This is a genomic window from Roseovarius autotrophicus (assembly GCF_018069895.1).
In the GTDB taxonomy this organism is placed as follows: Bacteria; Pseudomonadota; Alphaproteobacteria; order Rhodobacterales; family Rhodobacteraceae; genus Roseovarius; species Roseovarius autotrophicus.
Genome location: NZ_JAGQDH010000013.1, coordinates 1 through 13991 on the forward strand (window position 1 = coordinate 1; position 13991 = coordinate 13991).

At 65.5% G+C, this 13991-nt stretch carries 17 protein-coding genes and 1 tRNA gene; 15 read left to right on the forward strand and 3 right to left on the reverse strand.

The window, feature by feature from the left end; genetic code table 11:
• The 8 genes from KAK09_RS12955 to cobS all read left to right on the forward strand — a co-directional run.
• Positions 1-510: hypothetical protein (locus tag KAK09_RS12955; RefSeq protein WP_210879365.1), on the forward strand; the 510-nt coding region annotated here is incomplete at its 5' end.
• On the forward strand, positions 507-848 hold the full coding sequence (locus tag KAK09_RS12960) for a hypothetical protein (protein ID WP_210879366.1): 342 nt from the start codon (positions 507-509) through the stop codon (positions 846-848). The genes KAK09_RS12955 and KAK09_RS12960, both read left to right, overlap by 4 nt.
• Positions 845-1165 carry a hypothetical protein gene (locus KAK09_RS12965; RefSeq protein WP_210879367.1) on the forward strand — a complete coding sequence of 107 codons (321 nt, stop codon included), beginning with the start codon at positions 845-847 and terminating at the stop codon, positions 1163-1165. The genes KAK09_RS12960 and KAK09_RS12965 overlap by 4 nt, the downstream gene beginning before the upstream one ends.
• Positions 1166-1418: 253 nt before the next feature.
• Positions 1419-2561, forward strand: a complete 1143-nt coding sequence (locus KAK09_RS12970) for an acyl-CoA dehydrogenase family protein (protein WP_210879368.1) — start codon at positions 1419-1421, stop codon at positions 2559-2561.
• Positions 2558-3607, forward strand: a complete 1050-nt coding sequence (locus KAK09_RS12975) for an enoyl-CoA hydratase/isomerase family protein (RefSeq protein ID WP_210879369.1) — start codon at positions 2558-2560, stop codon at positions 3605-3607. Before KAK09_RS12970 ends, KAK09_RS12975 begins: the two co-directional genes overlap by 4 nt.
• Complete coding sequence (mmsB, locus tag KAK09_RS12980; RefSeq protein ID WP_210879370.1) at positions 3604-4476, forward strand: 3-hydroxyisobutyrate dehydrogenase; 873 nt, start codon at positions 3604-3606, stop codon at positions 4474-4476. The genes KAK09_RS12975 and mmsB overlap by 4 nt, the downstream gene beginning before the upstream one ends.
• Positions 4476-5129: a Crp/Fnr family transcriptional regulator gene (locus KAK09_RS12985; RefSeq protein ID WP_210879371.1), complete on the forward strand. Its 654-nt coding sequence runs from the start codon at positions 4476-4478 to the stop codon at positions 5127-5129. Before mmsB ends, KAK09_RS12985 begins: the two co-directional genes overlap by 1 nt.
• Before the next feature lie 84 nt (positions 5130-5213).
• On the forward strand, positions 5214-6200 hold the full coding sequence (cobS, locus tag KAK09_RS12990; RefSeq protein ID WP_210879372.1) for a cobaltochelatase subunit CobS: 987 nt from the start codon (positions 5214-5216) through the stop codon (positions 6198-6200).
• 77 nt (positions 6201-6277) lie between these two features.
• Here the strand turns inward: cobS and KAK09_RS12995 are convergent.
• Positions 6278-6365 (reverse strand) — tRNA-Ser (locus KAK09_RS12995).
• A gap of 175 nt (positions 6366-6540) precedes the next feature.
• Between KAK09_RS12995 and KAK09_RS13000 the strand changes: the two genes are divergently transcribed.
• From KAK09_RS13000 to KAK09_RS13030, 7 genes are read left to right on the forward strand one after another with little or no spacing between them, the layout of a single operon-like run.
• A complete protein-coding gene (locus tag KAK09_RS13000; protein WP_210879373.1) occupies positions 6541-7413 on the forward strand; it encodes an SPOR domain-containing protein in 873 nt (290 codons plus the stop codon).
• 12 nt (positions 7414-7425) lie between these two features.
• Positions 7426-8592 (forward strand): D-alanyl-D-alanine carboxypeptidase family protein, encoded by a 1167-nt coding sequence (locus KAK09_RS13005; protein ID WP_210879374.1) that lies wholly within the window; start codon positions 7426-7428, stop codon positions 8590-8592.
• Entirely contained in the window at positions 8589-9215 is a 627-nt protein-coding gene (tmk, locus tag KAK09_RS13010; protein WP_210879375.1) for a dTMP kinase, read from the forward strand. Before KAK09_RS13005 ends, tmk begins: the two co-directional genes overlap by 4 nt.
• Positions 9212-10333 carry a DNA polymerase III subunit delta' gene (locus KAK09_RS13015; RefSeq protein WP_210879376.1) on the forward strand — a complete coding sequence of 374 codons (1122 nt, stop codon included), beginning with the start codon at positions 9212-9214 and terminating at the stop codon, positions 10331-10333. The genes tmk and KAK09_RS13015 overlap by 4 nt, the downstream gene beginning before the upstream one ends.
• An 18-nt stretch (positions 10334-10351) precedes the next feature.
• On the forward strand, positions 10352-11143 hold the full coding sequence (locus KAK09_RS13020) for a TatD family hydrolase (protein ID WP_210879377.1): 792 nt from the start codon (positions 10352-10354) through the stop codon (positions 11141-11143).
• Positions 11143-11940 carry an MBL fold metallo-hydrolase gene (locus KAK09_RS13025; protein WP_210879378.1) on the forward strand — a complete coding sequence of 266 codons (798 nt, stop codon included), beginning with the start codon at positions 11143-11145 and terminating at the stop codon, positions 11938-11940. Before KAK09_RS13020 ends, KAK09_RS13025 begins: the two co-directional genes overlap by 1 nt.
• Positions 11941-11944: 4 nt before the next feature.
• Positions 11945-12874: an AEC family transporter gene (locus tag KAK09_RS13030; RefSeq protein WP_210879379.1), complete on the forward strand. Its 930-nt coding sequence runs from the start codon at positions 11945-11947 to the stop codon at positions 12872-12874.
• On the opposite strand, the gene KAK09_RS13035 is transcribed toward KAK09_RS13030, so the two are convergent.
• Both KAK09_RS13035 and KAK09_RS13040 read right to left on the reverse strand, forming a co-directional pair.
• Positions 12875-13243, reverse strand: coding sequence for a GFA family protein (locus KAK09_RS13035; RefSeq protein WP_210879380.1), 369 nt, complete (start codon positions 13241-13243; stop codon positions 12875-12877). It abuts the gene before it with no gap.
• Positions 13240-13986 (reverse strand): rhomboid family intramembrane serine protease, encoded by a 747-nt coding sequence (locus KAK09_RS13040; protein WP_210879381.1) that lies wholly within the window; start codon positions 13984-13986, stop codon positions 13240-13242. The genes KAK09_RS13035 and KAK09_RS13040 overlap by 4 nt, the downstream gene beginning before the upstream one ends.
• Positions 13987-13991: the final 5 nt, after the last annotated feature.

Below are 13991 nucleotides of genomic sequence, written 5' to 3' on the forward strand. Positions count from 1 at the left end.
ACCACGCCCGCGATGATCAGCCCTGCGCAGCTTGCTCAGGTTGGCGGCGGCGGCTGGGAATACTCGCCTGTTGTCGCGACCACCTCTGGCACGGCGTTCGACTTCACGGGAATCCCGGAGGGGGTGAGCGAGGTCGAGATTTTATTCAGCCAAGTATCTTTGACAACCGCAGATCAGCTATTGGTCCAGATAGGGAACTCGTCTGGGTTAGTGACAACTGGATACGCCTCCGCTTCTTCGCGTGCGGGCGCGGCTATTATCAACTCAACAGACGGGTTTATCGCGACCCTGAATAACGCGGCGCTTGCGTTCTCTGGGGTGATGCAAATCTTGTCGTTCGAGGGTTCGGATGAGTGGGTTTCCGGGCATTCAGGGAACGCGGAAGCAGATCGGCCTAGCACGGGAGGCGGACGAGGGACCATGGTGGGAAATCTGGATAGTGTCAGGATCACACGCACCGGCACTGGGTCTTTTGACGGCGGTAGCGTCCAAGTGAGGTGGCGCAAATGACAATCACGACAATCAATCTCAAGACAGGCGAGCGCGTAACTTCTCAGAATGACGCGCCGTCCTTCGTCACGCCCGCTGAGGTGTTGGCACAAGAGCGGGGGAGCATGGTTGCCAGCGCCATGCAGGTGCGGCTGGCCCTGTTGGCCGCAGGCCGTCTCGATGAGGTAGAGGCTATCGTCGCGGCAGCGGACACCGCCACGCAGATCGCGTGGGACAAGGCGACCGAGTTCCGGCGGCTCAGCCCGACGATTGCCGCGTTCGCCGCCCTGGCCTCGCCGCCGTTCAGTGACGAAGACCTGGACGCGTTGTTCACCGCCGCAATGGAGATCGAGGTATGAGAGATATCTGGTTCGAGGTCCGCTATCTGATGATGGCCCCGTTCACGCTGGCCCTGTTGGTGCAGTTCGCCGTGCTCATGTGGATACAGCGCCGGGTGCCGAAGCCGCTGCTCTACCTGTTCTACCCCGCTGCGGCGGTCTTTCTGGTGGAGGACTTCATCTATCAGGTTGTGGTCGGCACCTTCCTGTTCCTTGATCGCCCGCGTGACGTGTTGTTCACGGGACGGCTCAAGCGCCTGGACGCGCAAGACCCGGCTGATTATCAGGTCTGGCGGTTCAAGCGGGTGCTGAACGCGCTCGATCCGGGGCATGTGTGAAGTGGAAGAAACCACAGCGGACTACGCGACGGTGGATGAGGAGTTTCAGGCACCTTTGAAAGCGCTGTTCAAGGGTCTTCGCCCCGCCCTGTTTCAAAAAATCGGTTGCTATAATATAGCTGTAAATCTCTCTAAAGTATTTCGTCACGCTACACACGCTACACAGAGCTTGTGCCTGTCGGCTTGCCCCTTGCAAAATTCCTGCAAGAATTGGAAATTAACAAGTGTTCAATTCAGCCAGCAGGAGCCGCCCATGGATTTCGCCCTCAGCGAGGAACAGACCGCCATCTTCGACATGGCCCATGCCTTTGGTCAGGAGCGGATCGCGCCCCATGCCCGCGAGTGGGAGGCGGCGGGGACGATCCCCAAGGAGCTTTGGCCCGAGATCGGCGCGCTCGGTTTTGGCGGACTTTATGTGAGCGAGGAGGCGGGCGGATCGGGGCTGACGCGGCTTGACGCGACACTGGTGTTCGAGGCGCTCAGCATGGCCTGTCCGGCGGTGGCGGCGTTCTTGTCGATCCACAACATGTGCGCCAAGATGATCGACAAGTTCGCGAGCGACGAGATGAAGGCGCGGGTGCTGCCCCGCGCGATGACCATGGAGACGGTGCTTGCCTACTGCCTGACGGAGCCGGGATCGGGGTCCGACGCCGCCGCGCTGCGCACGCGCGCGGAGCGCACCAATGAGGGTTACACGCTCAACGGAACCAAGGCGTTCATCTCGGGGGGCGGCTATTCGGATGCCTATGTGGTGATGGTGCGAACCGGCGGCGACGGTCCCAGGGGCATCTCGACCGTTTATGTCGAGGACGGCACGCCGGGGCTGAGTTTTGGCGGGCTGGAGGACAAGATGGGCTGGAAGGCGCAGCCAACGCGCCAGGTGCAGTTTGACAATTGCAGCATCTTAGCCGGGAATCTGGTCGGAGAAGAGGGCAAAGGTTTCACATATGCGATGAATGGGCTGGATGGCGGGCGGCTCAACATTGCGGCCTGTTCGCTTGGCGCGGCGCAGCAGGCGATCAACATGACGCTGGCCTACATGGCCGAACGAAAGGCGTTCGGACGTGCCATCAACGAGTTTCAGGCGCTGCAATTCCGGCTTGCGGATATGGAGATCGAGTTGCAGGCCGCGCGCACATTTCTCCGGCAGGCGGCGTGGAAGCTCGACACCGAGGCGCCCGACGCCACCAAGTTCTGTGCCATGGCCAAGAAATTCGTGACCGAGGCCGGCAGCCGCATCGTCAACCAGTGCCTGCAATTGCATGGCGGCTATGGCTATCTGGCCGATTACGGGATCGAAAAACTGGTGCGCGACCTGCGGGTGCATGAAATCCTCGAAGGCACCAACGAGATCATGCGTCTGATCGTGGCGCGCCAGATGCTGAGCGCGCGATGAGCGGTGATATCCATATCCGCAAGGAGGGGCACGCCGGGCGGATCACGCTGACGCGGCCCAAGGCACTGAACGCGCTGAGTTACGAGATGTGCCTGGCCATCGAGGTGGCCCTCGACGCGTGGCGCGACGACCCGGAGGTGGCGCTGGTTCTGATCGACGCCGAGGGCGACCGCGCGTTTTGCGCGGGCGGCGATATCCAGCAGCTTTACGACACGGGCCGCGCGGGAGATTTCTCCTATGGGCGGCGGTTCTGGGCGGATGAATACCGGCTGAACGCCAGGATCGCGCGCTATCCAAAGCCGTATGTGGCGCTGATGCAGGGCTTTGTCATGGGCGGCGGCGTGGGCGTGTCGTGCCACGGCACGCACCGGGTGGTGTGCGAGAGCACGCAGGTTGCCATGCCCGAATGCGGCATCGGCCTTGTGCCGGATGTGGGCGGCTCGCTTCTCTTGGCGCGCGCGCCGGGGCGGCTGGGGGAGTATCTTGGCACGACGGGCACGAGAATGGGACCTGCGGATACGATTCTAGCAGGTTTTGCAGATTGTTACATCCCAAGGCTCAAGTGGCCTGACCTGACCGCGCAGCTTGTGGAGAGCGGCACGGCCGAGGGGATCGCCGGGATGAGCGAGGCCGCGCCGCAAGGCATGCTGAGCGCGCTGCAATCGCAGATCGACGCGCATTTCGGCGGCGCGACTTTGCAGGACATCCTCCGATCGTTGCGCGCGGAGGACAGCGATTTCGCACGCGACACGCTCAAGACCCTCGGGCGTAATTCACCCCTGTCGATGGCCTGCGCGGTCGAGATGATCCACCGCTTGCGCGGGCCCGCGGCGGATATCGCGCGCGCCCTTGGCCTTGAATACCGTTTCACCTATCGTGCGATGGAGCACGGCGATTTTCTGGAGGGGATCCGCGCCGCGATCATCGACAAGGACAGAAATCCGCTATGGAAACATGGGCTTGACAGCCTGCCGGGCATGGCCGTCTCGCAGATGCTCATGCCGTTGGGCAAGGACGCCCTGACACTGGAGGAGGCAGAGACATGAAGATCGGATTTATCGGGCTGGGCAATATGGGCGCGCCGATGGCGACCAATCTGGCGCGGGCGAGGCACGCCGTTGCGGGCTTTGACGTGGTGGGTGTGACGGTCGAGGGGGTGGCGCAGGCGGCCTCTGCCACCGAGGCCGCAACGGGGGCAGAGGTGGTCATCACCATGTTGCCAAACGGGGATATCCTGCGCCGCGTCGCGGCAGAGATCATCCCGGCCATGGAGCCGGGCGCGGTGCTGCTCGATTGCTCGACCGTCGATGTGCAATCGGCACGCGACGTGGCGGCCGAGGCGGTGGCGGCAGGGCTTCACGCGCTCGATGCGCCGGTCTCGGGCGGTGTCGGCGGGGCGGCGGCGGGCACGCTGACCTTCATGGTCGGGGGCGGCGAAGACGGCTTCAATATCGCCAGAAAACTATTTGATGTCATGGGACAAAAGGCGGTTCATTGCGGCCCGTCCGGCAATGGGCAGGCGGCCAAGATCTGCAACAATATGATTCTTGGCGTGACGATGATCGCCACCTGCGAGGCCTTCGCGCTGGCCGACAAGCTGGGGCTGGACCGTCAGGCGATGTTCGATGTGGTTTCCACCTCCTCTGGTTATAGCTGGTCGATGAACGCCTATTGCCCGGCGCCGGGTGTGGGCCCCAAATCGCCCGCCGACAACGATTACAAGCCGGGGTTCGCCGCCGAACTGATGCTCAAGGATTTGCGCCTGTCGCAGATGGCGGCCGAGGCGGTGGATGCCGACACGCCCATGGGGCGCGCTGCCTGTGACCTCTATGCGCAATTCGTCGAGAAGGAGGGTGGCAAGGGCCGTGATTTCTCGGCCATGCTGCCGCGATTCGAGGCGCGCGGGCACGGCTGATGAACTGGTGCGCGCGGGCCGCAGGGCTGCCGCCTTTCTTGCCGGCGACGGTAGCGGCGCTCGACCGGCTCGCGCCGATTGCGGTGCCCGAAGGGACCGTGCTCTTTCGCCCCGGCGAGACGGTCAAGGGCTTTGTCATCGTGCTCCGGGGCCGGGTCGAAGTCTATCTTACCGGGCTTTCGGGGCGCGAGATTCTGCTATACGAGGTTGCACCGGGCCAAAGCTGTGTGCAGTCCACCCTCGGGCTCATGGGGGGCGAGGACTATTCCGGCGAGGCAGTCGCGCGCGAGCAATGCGAGGTGGTGCTGATCCCGCGCGAGATTTTCCTGCGGTTTATGGACGGTGACCCGGCGTTTCGCAACTTTGTCTTTGCCGCCTTCGCCGCGCGGCTGCAATCCATGATGCACCTTCTCGACCGGGTGGCGTTCCAGCGGGTCGAGACACGGCTTGCAGCCTGTCTTCTGGCGCGGGCCGAGGGCGGTGCGGTCAACGCCACACATGCCGAAATCGCCGTGCAGATCGGCACTGCGCGCGAGGTGGTATCGCGCCGACTTGACGCATTGGCGCGGCGGGGGATCGTCGCGCTTTCGCGTGGGCAGGTGCGGATCATCGACGCACAGGCGCTGACGGAAATCGCCGCTCTGCCCGGCTGATCGCCGCGCGCCTTTCCCTTGCCCTTCCCCGTGATATGTTGCACCACGACTTCTGACAAACGACCCGAATGAAGGATCGGCGCCATGGCTGACGGAATGATGGACATCAATGCGAAACCGACCGAGGAAATCTCGGTCCGCGAGACATTCGGCATCGACACCGACATGATCGTCAAGGGTTTCGCCACCCGCACCGAGCGCGTGCCGGACTTCGACACGACCTATAAATTCGATCCCGACACCACGCTCGCGATCCTCGCCGGGTTTTCCCACAACCGCCGCGTGATGATCCAGGGCTATCACGGCACGGGCAAATCCACCCATATCGAGCAGGTGGCCGCCCGGCTCAACTGGCCCTGCGTGCGCGTCAATCTCGACAGCCATATCAGCCGGATCGACCTTATCGGCAAGGACGCGATCAAACTGCGTGACGGCAAGCAGGTGACGGAATTCCACGAGGGCATCCTGCCCTGGGCGCTGCGCAACCCCACCGCCATTGTGTTCGACGAATACGACGCAGGCCGCGCCGATGTGATGTTCGTGATTCAGCGCGTGCTCGAGGCCGACGGCAAGCTGACGCTGCTTGACCAGAACGAGGTGATTTCGCCCAACCCCTATTTCCGCCTCTTCGCCACGGCCAATACCGTGGGTCTGGGCGACACCACCGGGCTTTACCACGGCACCCAACAGATCAACCAGGGCCAGATGGACCGCTGGTCGCTCGTGGCCACGCTCAACTATCTCAGCCATGACGCCGAAACCGCCATCGTTCTGGCCAAGAACCCGCTCTATAATACCGCCGACGGGCGCAAGACCATCAGCCGCATGGTGACGGTCGCCGACCTCTCGCGCACCGCCTTCATGAATGGCGAGCTTTCGACCGTCATGAGCCCCCGCACCGTGATTGCATGGGCGCAGAACGCTACCATCTTCCGCAATGTGGGCTACGCCTTCCGCCTGACCTTCCTCAACAAATGCGACGAACTGGAGCGGCAGACCGTGGCAGAATTCTACCAGCGCTGCTTTGACGAGGAACTGCCCGAAAGCGCGGCCCATGTGACGGTGCGGTAGCCCGCGCCACGCAAGCCGTCGGCACGGTGGCATCATGCGACCGCTTCTCCGACATCGCCGCCCTGGGGCGGCGCACTTGGCGGAAGGGGTGGGATTCGAACCCACGGATGCTTGCACATCGCCGGTTTTCAAGACCGGTGCAATCGACCACTCTGCCACCCTTCCGGAAGGCGGGTATCGTGTCACTAGCGTGGCGCATCCGATTCTGCAAAGGGGGGCGGGGGAAAATCCGCGCAAGGCCGGCAGGGGTGCTTTTCACGCCGCATGTGACCGGTTAGACTGCGCGCAACAAGACCGGGCGACGGCACGTCCGCGACAGACGCAGGTCAAGGGGCGCAAGATGGATCGAGTGACAGGAGTGAACAGGGCTGGCTGCGCGCTGGCGGTGCTGGCGTTGTTCGGGCTGGCGGGCTGCGAGGAAGGCGGCAGCTTCGGTTTCGCGAAACCCGCCGCGCGAGAGGCCGGGGGCGCGAACCGCTCGGTCCGTCTGGTCGAGCGCGATGTCGAGGCGCCGCAGGTCTTTCAGAAAACCGACATGGGCCTGTGGGACGGCCGCCCCTCGCTTGGCGGGGTCTGGGTGGCGCATCCCGATGTGACCGACCCCGAGCGCGTGATCATCCGCAACACCGCCAATGGCACCTTCGTGATCGGTGCGCTGTTTCGCCGCGAGCGCGACATGCCCGGCCCTGCCTTTCAGGTTTCGTCCGACGCGGCGGTGACGCTCGAGATGCTGGCGGGGGCGCCCGCGCAACTGAACGTGACCGCCTTGCGCCGAGAGGAGGCCGCAGTCGAGGAAGAGCCCGCCGAGGTCGGGGAGATCGCCGCGCCCGCCGAGATCGAGGCCAGCATGCTCGATCCCGTCGCCGGGGCCGCCGCCGCCATCGAGGCCGCCGAAATCCGCGCCGCCGAGGCACCACCGCCCCCGCCTGCGGCCGCCGAACCCGTGCCGGCATCCGCGCCCGAACGCCCCGCCACGACGCTCGACAAGCCGTTCATCCAGGTGGGGATCTTCAGTATCGAGCAGAACGCACGCAACACCGCCACCGCGCTTCGGCAGGCGGGGATGGTGCCGACGGTGCTGGCGCAGAACTCGCAGGGCAAGGCGTTCTGGCGAGTCGTGGTCGGGCCTGCGACCACCGCCGATGACCGGGGCGCCGTTCTCAAAAAGATCAAGGGGATCGGTTTCGCCGACGCCTATCCTGTCACCAACTGACCGGGGAGAGCCATGATGACGACCCTGCGCCACTGGATCCTTATGCTGGCCGCGCTTGTGCTGGCCACGCCCGCTGCGGCCTTCGAGACAAGCGCGAAGGGCGCCTATGTGATGGACGTGACCACGGGCACGGTGCTTCTCAACAAGAATGCCGACGAGCCGCTGCCGCCGGCCTCCATGTCCAAGCTGATGACGCTCTACGTCGCTTTCGAGGCCGTGCGCGACGGCCGACTCACGCTTGACGAGCGGTTGCCGGTATCGGAACATGCGATGAGTTATGGCGGCTCGACCATGTTTCTCAACACCCGCGACCGGGTGCGGGTCGAGGATCTGTTGCGCGGTATCGTCGTGCTCTCGGGTAACGATGCCTGCGTGGTCATCGCCGAAGCACTCAGCCCGGACGGGACCGAGGCAGGCTTTGCCCGCTTCATGACGCGGCGCGGGCAGCAGATGGGGCTGACCAACTCGGTCTTTCAGAATGCGAGCGGCTGGCCTGCCGCGGGCCATGTCATGTCGATGCGCGACCTGGCGCTGCTGGCGCGGCGCCTGATCGAGGATTTTCCGGAATTCTATCCGATGTTCGCGGAAACCGAGTATCGCTTTGACGGGCGCGCGCCTGCCAATATCTACAACCGAAACCCGCTTTTGGGTCTCGGTATCGGGGCGGACGGGCTCAAGACCGGGCATACGAGCGAGGCGGGATATGGCCTTGTCGGCTCGGCGGTGCAGGGCGACCGGCGGGTGATCTTCGCCATCACCGGGCTTGAGACCGCCGCCGACCGTGCTCGCGAATCCGAGGCCATCGTCAACTGGGCCTTCCGCCAGTTTGCACAGAAATCCATCGCGCGCGCGGGCGAGGTGGTGGCCGAGGCCGATGTCTGGATGGGCGAGGCCCCGCGCGTGGGGCTGACGCCGGCCCAGGATCTCGACACGCTCCTGCCCATTCTCGGGGCGGACAGGGTTCCCGCGAATGTGGTCTATACAGGCCCGGTGCGCGCGCCGGTGGCCAGGGGCGATGTGCTGGCCGAACTGGTATTGATGCCCGACGGGCTGCCGGAAACGCGGGTGCCACTGGTGGCGGTCTCGGATGTGGCTGCTGGCGGATTCGTGAGCCGGATGCGCACCGTCTCGGCGCTGCTCCTGACGCGGTTGCGCGAGGGCCCCGAGGGGGCGCTTTGAGCGGGCAGGGCCTTTTCATCAGCTTCGAGGGCATCGACGGCTCGGGCAAGTCCACGCAGGCGCGTCTTTTGGCCGGGGTCTTGCGGGAGACCGGCCGAGAGGTGGTGCTGACGCGCGAGCCCGGGGGCAGCACGGGGGCCGAGGAAATCCGCAAGCTGGTGCTGGAGGGCGCGGGCGACCGCTGGTCGCCCGAAACCGAGGTGCTCTTGTTCACCGCCGCCCGCCGCGACCATCTGGAACGGGTGATCGCGCCCGCGCTCGGCCGGGGCGCGGTGGTGATCTCTGACCGCTTCGCCGACAGCACGCGGGTCTATCAGGGCGTGGGCCGCGCCGATCTGCGCCCGCTGGTGGACGATCTGCACCGGTTGGTGATCGGTCAGGAGCCCGATCTGACGCTGCTCATCGACATCGACCCGGCGACGGGGCTGGCGCGGGCCGGGGCGCGCGGCGGCGGCGAGGCGCGGTTCGAATCCTTCGGGCTGGCCTTGCAGGAACGGCTGCGCGCGGGCTTTCTGGCGCTGGCTGGCGAGGTGCCCGAGCGGGTGGTCGTCATCGACGGCGCGCGCGAGGCGCAGGCGGTGGCGTCGGAGGTGGCGCGCGTTGTCGCCGCGCGGCTGGCATGAGCGAGTCGGCCCTGCCCGAGCCGGACCGCGCCGAGGGCGCGCCGCATCCGCGCGAGACCGCGCAGCTTTTCGGGCAGGGCGCGGCGGAGGCGGAATTCCTTGACGCCTTCGCCACCGGGCGGATGCATCACGGCTGGCTTCTGACCGGGGCGCAGGGCATCGGCAAGGCGACGCTCGCCTGGCGCATCGCGCGGTTTCTGCTCGCGCATCAGGCGCCGGAGGAGGATGGCCTTTTCGGTGCGCCGCCCCCGCCCGAGAGCCTTGATGTGGCCCCCGACCATCCGGTGGCGCGGCGGATGCAGGCATTGTCGGAACCCGGCTTGTTCCTGCTGCGGCGCGGACCGAACGACAAGGGCGACCGGCTGGCGCAGGAGATCCGCGTGGTCGAGGTGCGCAAGCTGGCGAATTTCTTTGCGCTGTCGTCGGCGGATGGCGGGCGGCGGGTGGTGATCGTCGATGCCGCGGACGAGCTGAACATGCAGGCCGCCAATGCGCTTCTGAAGATGCTGGAAGAGCCGCCTGCGCGCACGGTGATGCTCTTGGTGGCGCATCAGCCCGCGCGCCTTCTGCCGACGATCCGCTCGCGCTGCCGAACGCTGCGGCTCAGCCCGCTGAGCGCGCCCGATATGGCGCGCGCGCTGGAACAGGCGGGGATCATGCCCGAGGGAGATCCGGCAGCGCTCGCGGAACTGGCGGGTGGGTCTGTGGGCGCGGCGGTGCGGCTGGCCACGCTTGACGGGTTGGCGCTCTATGCCGAATGGGTGGCGCTGATGGAGAGCCTGCCGCGCCTTGACCGTTCCCGCGCGTTGCGCCTTGCCGATACGGCGGCCACGCGCGGCGCGGAGGCGCGGCGCGATCTGCTGTTCGCGCTCATTGATCTTTTTCTGGCGCGCCTTGCCCGCACCGGGGCCACCGGGGCGCCCCCCAACGTCGAGGCGGCACCGGGTGAGGCGGCTCTGCTCGCCCGCCTTGCCCCCGATACGTTTCGCGCACGACGTTGGGCCACGCTCTCGGATGAGGTGGGCGCGCGGGTGCGTCATGGTCTCTCGGTCAATCTTGACCCTGCCGCCTTGCTCCTAGATACGGTGTTCAGGATCAATGAGACGGCCGGGGGATGACCCGGAAATCGGAGGCCCATGACCGGCGATATCCGCATCACCGACAGCCATTGCCACCTCGACTTTCCCGATTTTGACGGCGAGTTGGGCGAGGTGATCGCGCGCGCGCGGGCAGCGGGGGTGCACCGGATGGTGACGATCTGCACCCGGTTGCGTCAGGAACGCGCGGTGCGCGCCATCGCCGAGGCGCACGCGCCGGTTTTCTATGCGGCAGGCACCCATCCGATGAGCGCCGCAGAGGAGCCGCTGGCGACGGTGGAAGAGCTTGTCGCGCTGGCGGCGCATCCGAAATTCGTCGGCATCGGCGAGACCGGACTCGATTACCATTACACCGCCGAGAGCGCCGAGGTGCAGCAGCAAAGCCTGCGCATCCATATCGCCGCGGCGCAGGAGACGGGGCTGCCGCTGATCATCCATGCCCGCGACGCGGATGAGGACATGGCGCGCATCCTGACCGAGGAGTTCAGGAACGCCCCCTATAACTGCGTCATGCATTGCTTTTCTTCCGGGCCGGCGCTGGCGCGGGCGGTGCTCGATCTGGGGTTTTATCTGTCGATGTCGGGCATCGTGGCCTTTCCGCGCTCTATGGCGCTGCGCGAGATTTTCGCGAGCGCCCCGGTGGACCGCATTCTGGCGGAGACCGACGCGCCCTATCTTGCGCCCCCCCCCCATCGGGGCCGCCGCAACGAGCCCGCCTATACGGTCCACACCGCGCAGATGGGCGCGGAGGTGTTCGGTATGGACTGGACGGACTTCGCCGCGCAGCTTGAGGCCAATTTCGAGCGGCTTTTCCCCAAGGCGGTTCTGTGATGGGGGAGTTGCGCTTTACCATACTCGGCTGCGGCTCATCGGGGGGCGTGCCGCGATTGGGCGGCCATTGGGGCGATTGCGACCCGGCAAATCCGCGCAACACGCGGCGGCGCTGTTCCATGCTGATCGAGCGCGAGACCGGGGGCGGTGTCACCCGCGTCCTGATCGACACCTCGCCCGACCTGCGCGCGCAGCTTCTTGATGCGGGGATAGGCACACTTGACGCGGTGGCCTATACCCATGCCCATGCCGACCATGTCCACGGTATCGACGATCTGCGGATGATCGTCTTTAACATGCGCGCGCGCCTGCCTGTCTATGCTGATGGCGACACGCAGAACGCGCTTTATTCCCGCTTCGGTTATGCCTTTACCCAGCCCGAGGACAGCCCCTATCCGCCGATCCTCGACATGCACACGATCGACGGGCCGTTCTTCATTGAAGGGGCAGGGGGCGCGATCATGCTCACGCCGTTCAAGGTGGGACATGGCAGCATCGACGCGCTTGGCTTTCGGGTGGCGGGCCTTGCCTATCTGCCAGATGCCGTCACCATTCCCGATGATGTCTGGCCGCTGCTGGAAGGGCTCGACTGCTGGGTGGTCGATGCGCTGCGGCGCACGCCGCACCCCACCCATGCCCATCTTGACATGACGCTTGACTGGATCGCGCGCGCCGCGCCGCGCCGTGCGGTTCTGACCAACATGCATATCGACCTCGATTACGAGACGGTGGCCGCCGAAACCCCCGCCCATATCACCCCAGCCCATGACGGGCTGGTGATCCGTTACCCGGTCTGAGCCGGTGCAGGCGCTGATCGAGGTTATCATCCCGGTCTTTCTGGTGATCGGGTTCGGATATCTGGCGGTCTGGCGGGGCTGGTTCAGCACGGCGGGGGTGGATGGGCTGATGACCTTCACCCAGAAATTCGCCATTCCCTGCCTGCTTTTCGTGGCCATCGCGCGGCTTGATCTGGCTCAGGATTTCGACTGGCGGCTTTTGCTCAGCTTCTACACCGGGGCGCTCTCGGGCTTTCTGCTGGGGCTCATCGGCGCGCGGCTCTTCTTCGGGCGCTCGTGGGAGGATGCGGTTGCCATCGGGTTCTGCTGCCTCTTCTCCAACTCGGTGCTTCTGGGCCTGCCGATCATGGAGCGCGCCTATGGGCTTGGCGCGCTCTCGGCCAATTTCGCCATCATCGCGATCCATTCGCCGTTTTGCTATGGAATCGGCATCACCGCGATGGAGGTGGCGCGGGCGCGCGGGCAAAGCGCGGCGCAGGTGGTGGCCAAGGTGTTCCGGGCGATGTTCTCGAACACGCTCATTCTCGGGATCGCCGCCGGATTTGCCGTCAACCTCTCGGGGCTGCCGATTCCGGGGCCGGTGGGCGATGCGCTTGACCTGATGGTGCGCGCGGCGCTGCCTGCCGCACTGTTCGGGCTGGGGGGCGTGCTGGTGCAATACCGCCCCGAGGGCGATATGCGCGCGATTCTTTATGTCTGCGCGATCTCGCTTCTGGCGCATCCGGCGATCACCTATGGGCTGGGGCTTGGGCTGGACCTGTCGCCCGAGGCGCTGCGCTCTGCGGTGGTGACGGCGGCGATGGCACCGGGGGTCAACGCCTATATCTTTGCCAACATGTATGGCCATGCCAAACGGGTGGCGGCGTCGAGCGTGCTGATTGCCACCGGGCTGACGCTGGTGACAGCCTGGGGCTGGTTGCAGGTGCTGCCCTGATCAGCGGTCCGCAGGGTGGTTGACCCCGTCCACCCAAGGGATGTCCCCCAGATCGCGCGGGTGGTAGCCTTCCAGACAGGCGAGATTGACTCCGTATTCATTGGGGTTCGAGCGGCGGCGGTGGTGGGTATAGATGCCGCAGGTCTTGCAGAAATAGTGCTGCGCCGTCTGCGTGCCCCATGTGTAGCGCGTGAGGTTCTCGGCCCCGCGCACCACTTCGAGGCCACCCAGCGGGGCCGAGACCGCCACCGCCCCGCGCCGCGCACAGAATGAGCAATCGCAGCGGTGCGCGTTGGCAAGACCCTCGGAGAGGGTCACGCGCAACTCGACCGCGCCGCAATGACAGGTGGCCTTGAGGGGGTGGGTCATCGGCGTTTCCTCACGCGGGGAATGGAGGTGCGGCGAAATTCATAGCGTGCCTGCGGGTTGGGCGGCACACCGCCATGCAACGTCCAGAAGCGCGGCCCGCCAAGCCGCCAGAATACCGGCAGCGCCAGAACCACGCCAGCGACGAACCCGCCCGCATGGGCCCAATAGGCGATGCCCCCCGTGTCGGGGTTGCTGGCCAGACCGGCCAGAAGCTGAAAGGCGAACCAAACCGCCAGCATCAGTGCCGCAGGGATGGTGACGATGCGGACGAATACGATGAAGATCAGCAGCACATCCACCCGCGCGCGCGGGAACAGCAGCAGATAGCCCCCCATCACCCCGGCGATGGCGCCCGAGGCGCCCACAGTCGGCACTTGGGAAAGCGGCCCGCCCAGAACCTGCGCCATGCCCGCCGCGATGCCTGTGGCAAGATAGAAGGCGAGATAGGGCAGATGGCCCATACGGTCCTCGAGATTGTCGCCGAAAATCCACAGAAACAGCATGTTGCCCGCCAGATGCATCAACCCGCCATGCAGGAACATCGAGCTGAACAGCCCCGAATAATCGCCCGTGCGCGTGATCCGCGCCGGGATCATCGCCCATTCGTCGAAGAACTGCATCAACGCGCGCTCATCGGTGAAAAGGGGCCAGTATCCGACAAATATCAGGATATTGGCGGCGATGAGCGCATAGGTCACATAAGGTGTGCAGCGCGAGGGGTTGTGATCGCGGATCGGGATCATGGGCG

Excerpts from the sequence above, each read along its gene's own strand:
- KAK09_RS13020 (WP_210879377.1), top strand. The coding sequence starts at position 10,352 with ATGACCGGCGATATCCGCATCACCGACAGCCATTGCCACCTCGACTTT.
- KAK09_RS13000 (WP_210879373.1), top strand. The coding sequence starts at position 6,541 with ATGGATCGAGTGACAGGAGTGAACAGGGCTGGCTGCGCGCTGGCGGTG.
- KAK09_RS13035 (WP_210879380.1), bottom strand. The coding sequence starts at position 13,243 with ATGACCCACCCCCTCAAGGCCACCTGTCATTGCGGCGCGGTCGAGTTG.
- KAK09_RS13040 (WP_210879381.1), bottom strand. The coding sequence starts at position 13,986 with ATGATCCCGATCCGCGATCACAACCCCTCGCGCTGCACACCTTATGTG.
- KAK09_RS12985 (WP_210879371.1), top strand. The coding sequence starts at position 4,476 with ATGAACTGGTGCGCGCGGGCCGCAGGGCTGCCGCCTTTCTTGCCGGCG.
- KAK09_RS12960 (WP_210879366.1), top strand. The coding sequence starts at position 507 with ATGACAATCACGACAATCAATCTCAAGACAGGCGAGCGCGTAACTTCT.
- KAK09_RS12970 (WP_210879368.1), top strand. The coding sequence starts at position 1,419 with ATGGATTTCGCCCTCAGCGAGGAACAGACCGCCATCTTCGACATGGCC.
- KAK09_RS12975 (WP_210879369.1), top strand. The coding sequence starts at position 2,558 with ATGAGCGGTGATATCCATATCCGCAAGGAGGGGCACGCCGGGCGGATC.
- mmsB (WP_210879370.1), top strand. The coding sequence starts at position 3,604 with ATGAAGATCGGATTTATCGGGCTGGGCAATATGGGCGCGCCGATGGCG.
- KAK09_RS13025 (WP_210879378.1), top strand. The coding sequence starts at position 11,143 with ATGGGGGAGTTGCGCTTTACCATACTCGGCTGCGGCTCATCGGGGGGC.
- KAK09_RS13015 (WP_210879376.1), top strand. The coding sequence starts at position 9,212 with ATGAGCGAGTCGGCCCTGCCCGAGCCGGACCGCGCCGAGGGCGCGCCG.
- cobS (WP_210879372.1), top strand. The coding sequence starts at position 5,214 with ATGGCTGACGGAATGATGGACATCAATGCGAAACCGACCGAGGAAATC.
- KAK09_RS12965 (WP_210879367.1), top strand. The coding sequence starts at position 845 with ATGAGAGATATCTGGTTCGAGGTCCGCTATCTGATGATGGCCCCGTTC.
- KAK09_RS13005 (WP_210879374.1), top strand. The coding sequence starts at position 7,426 with ATGATGACGACCCTGCGCCACTGGATCCTTATGCTGGCCGCGCTTGTG.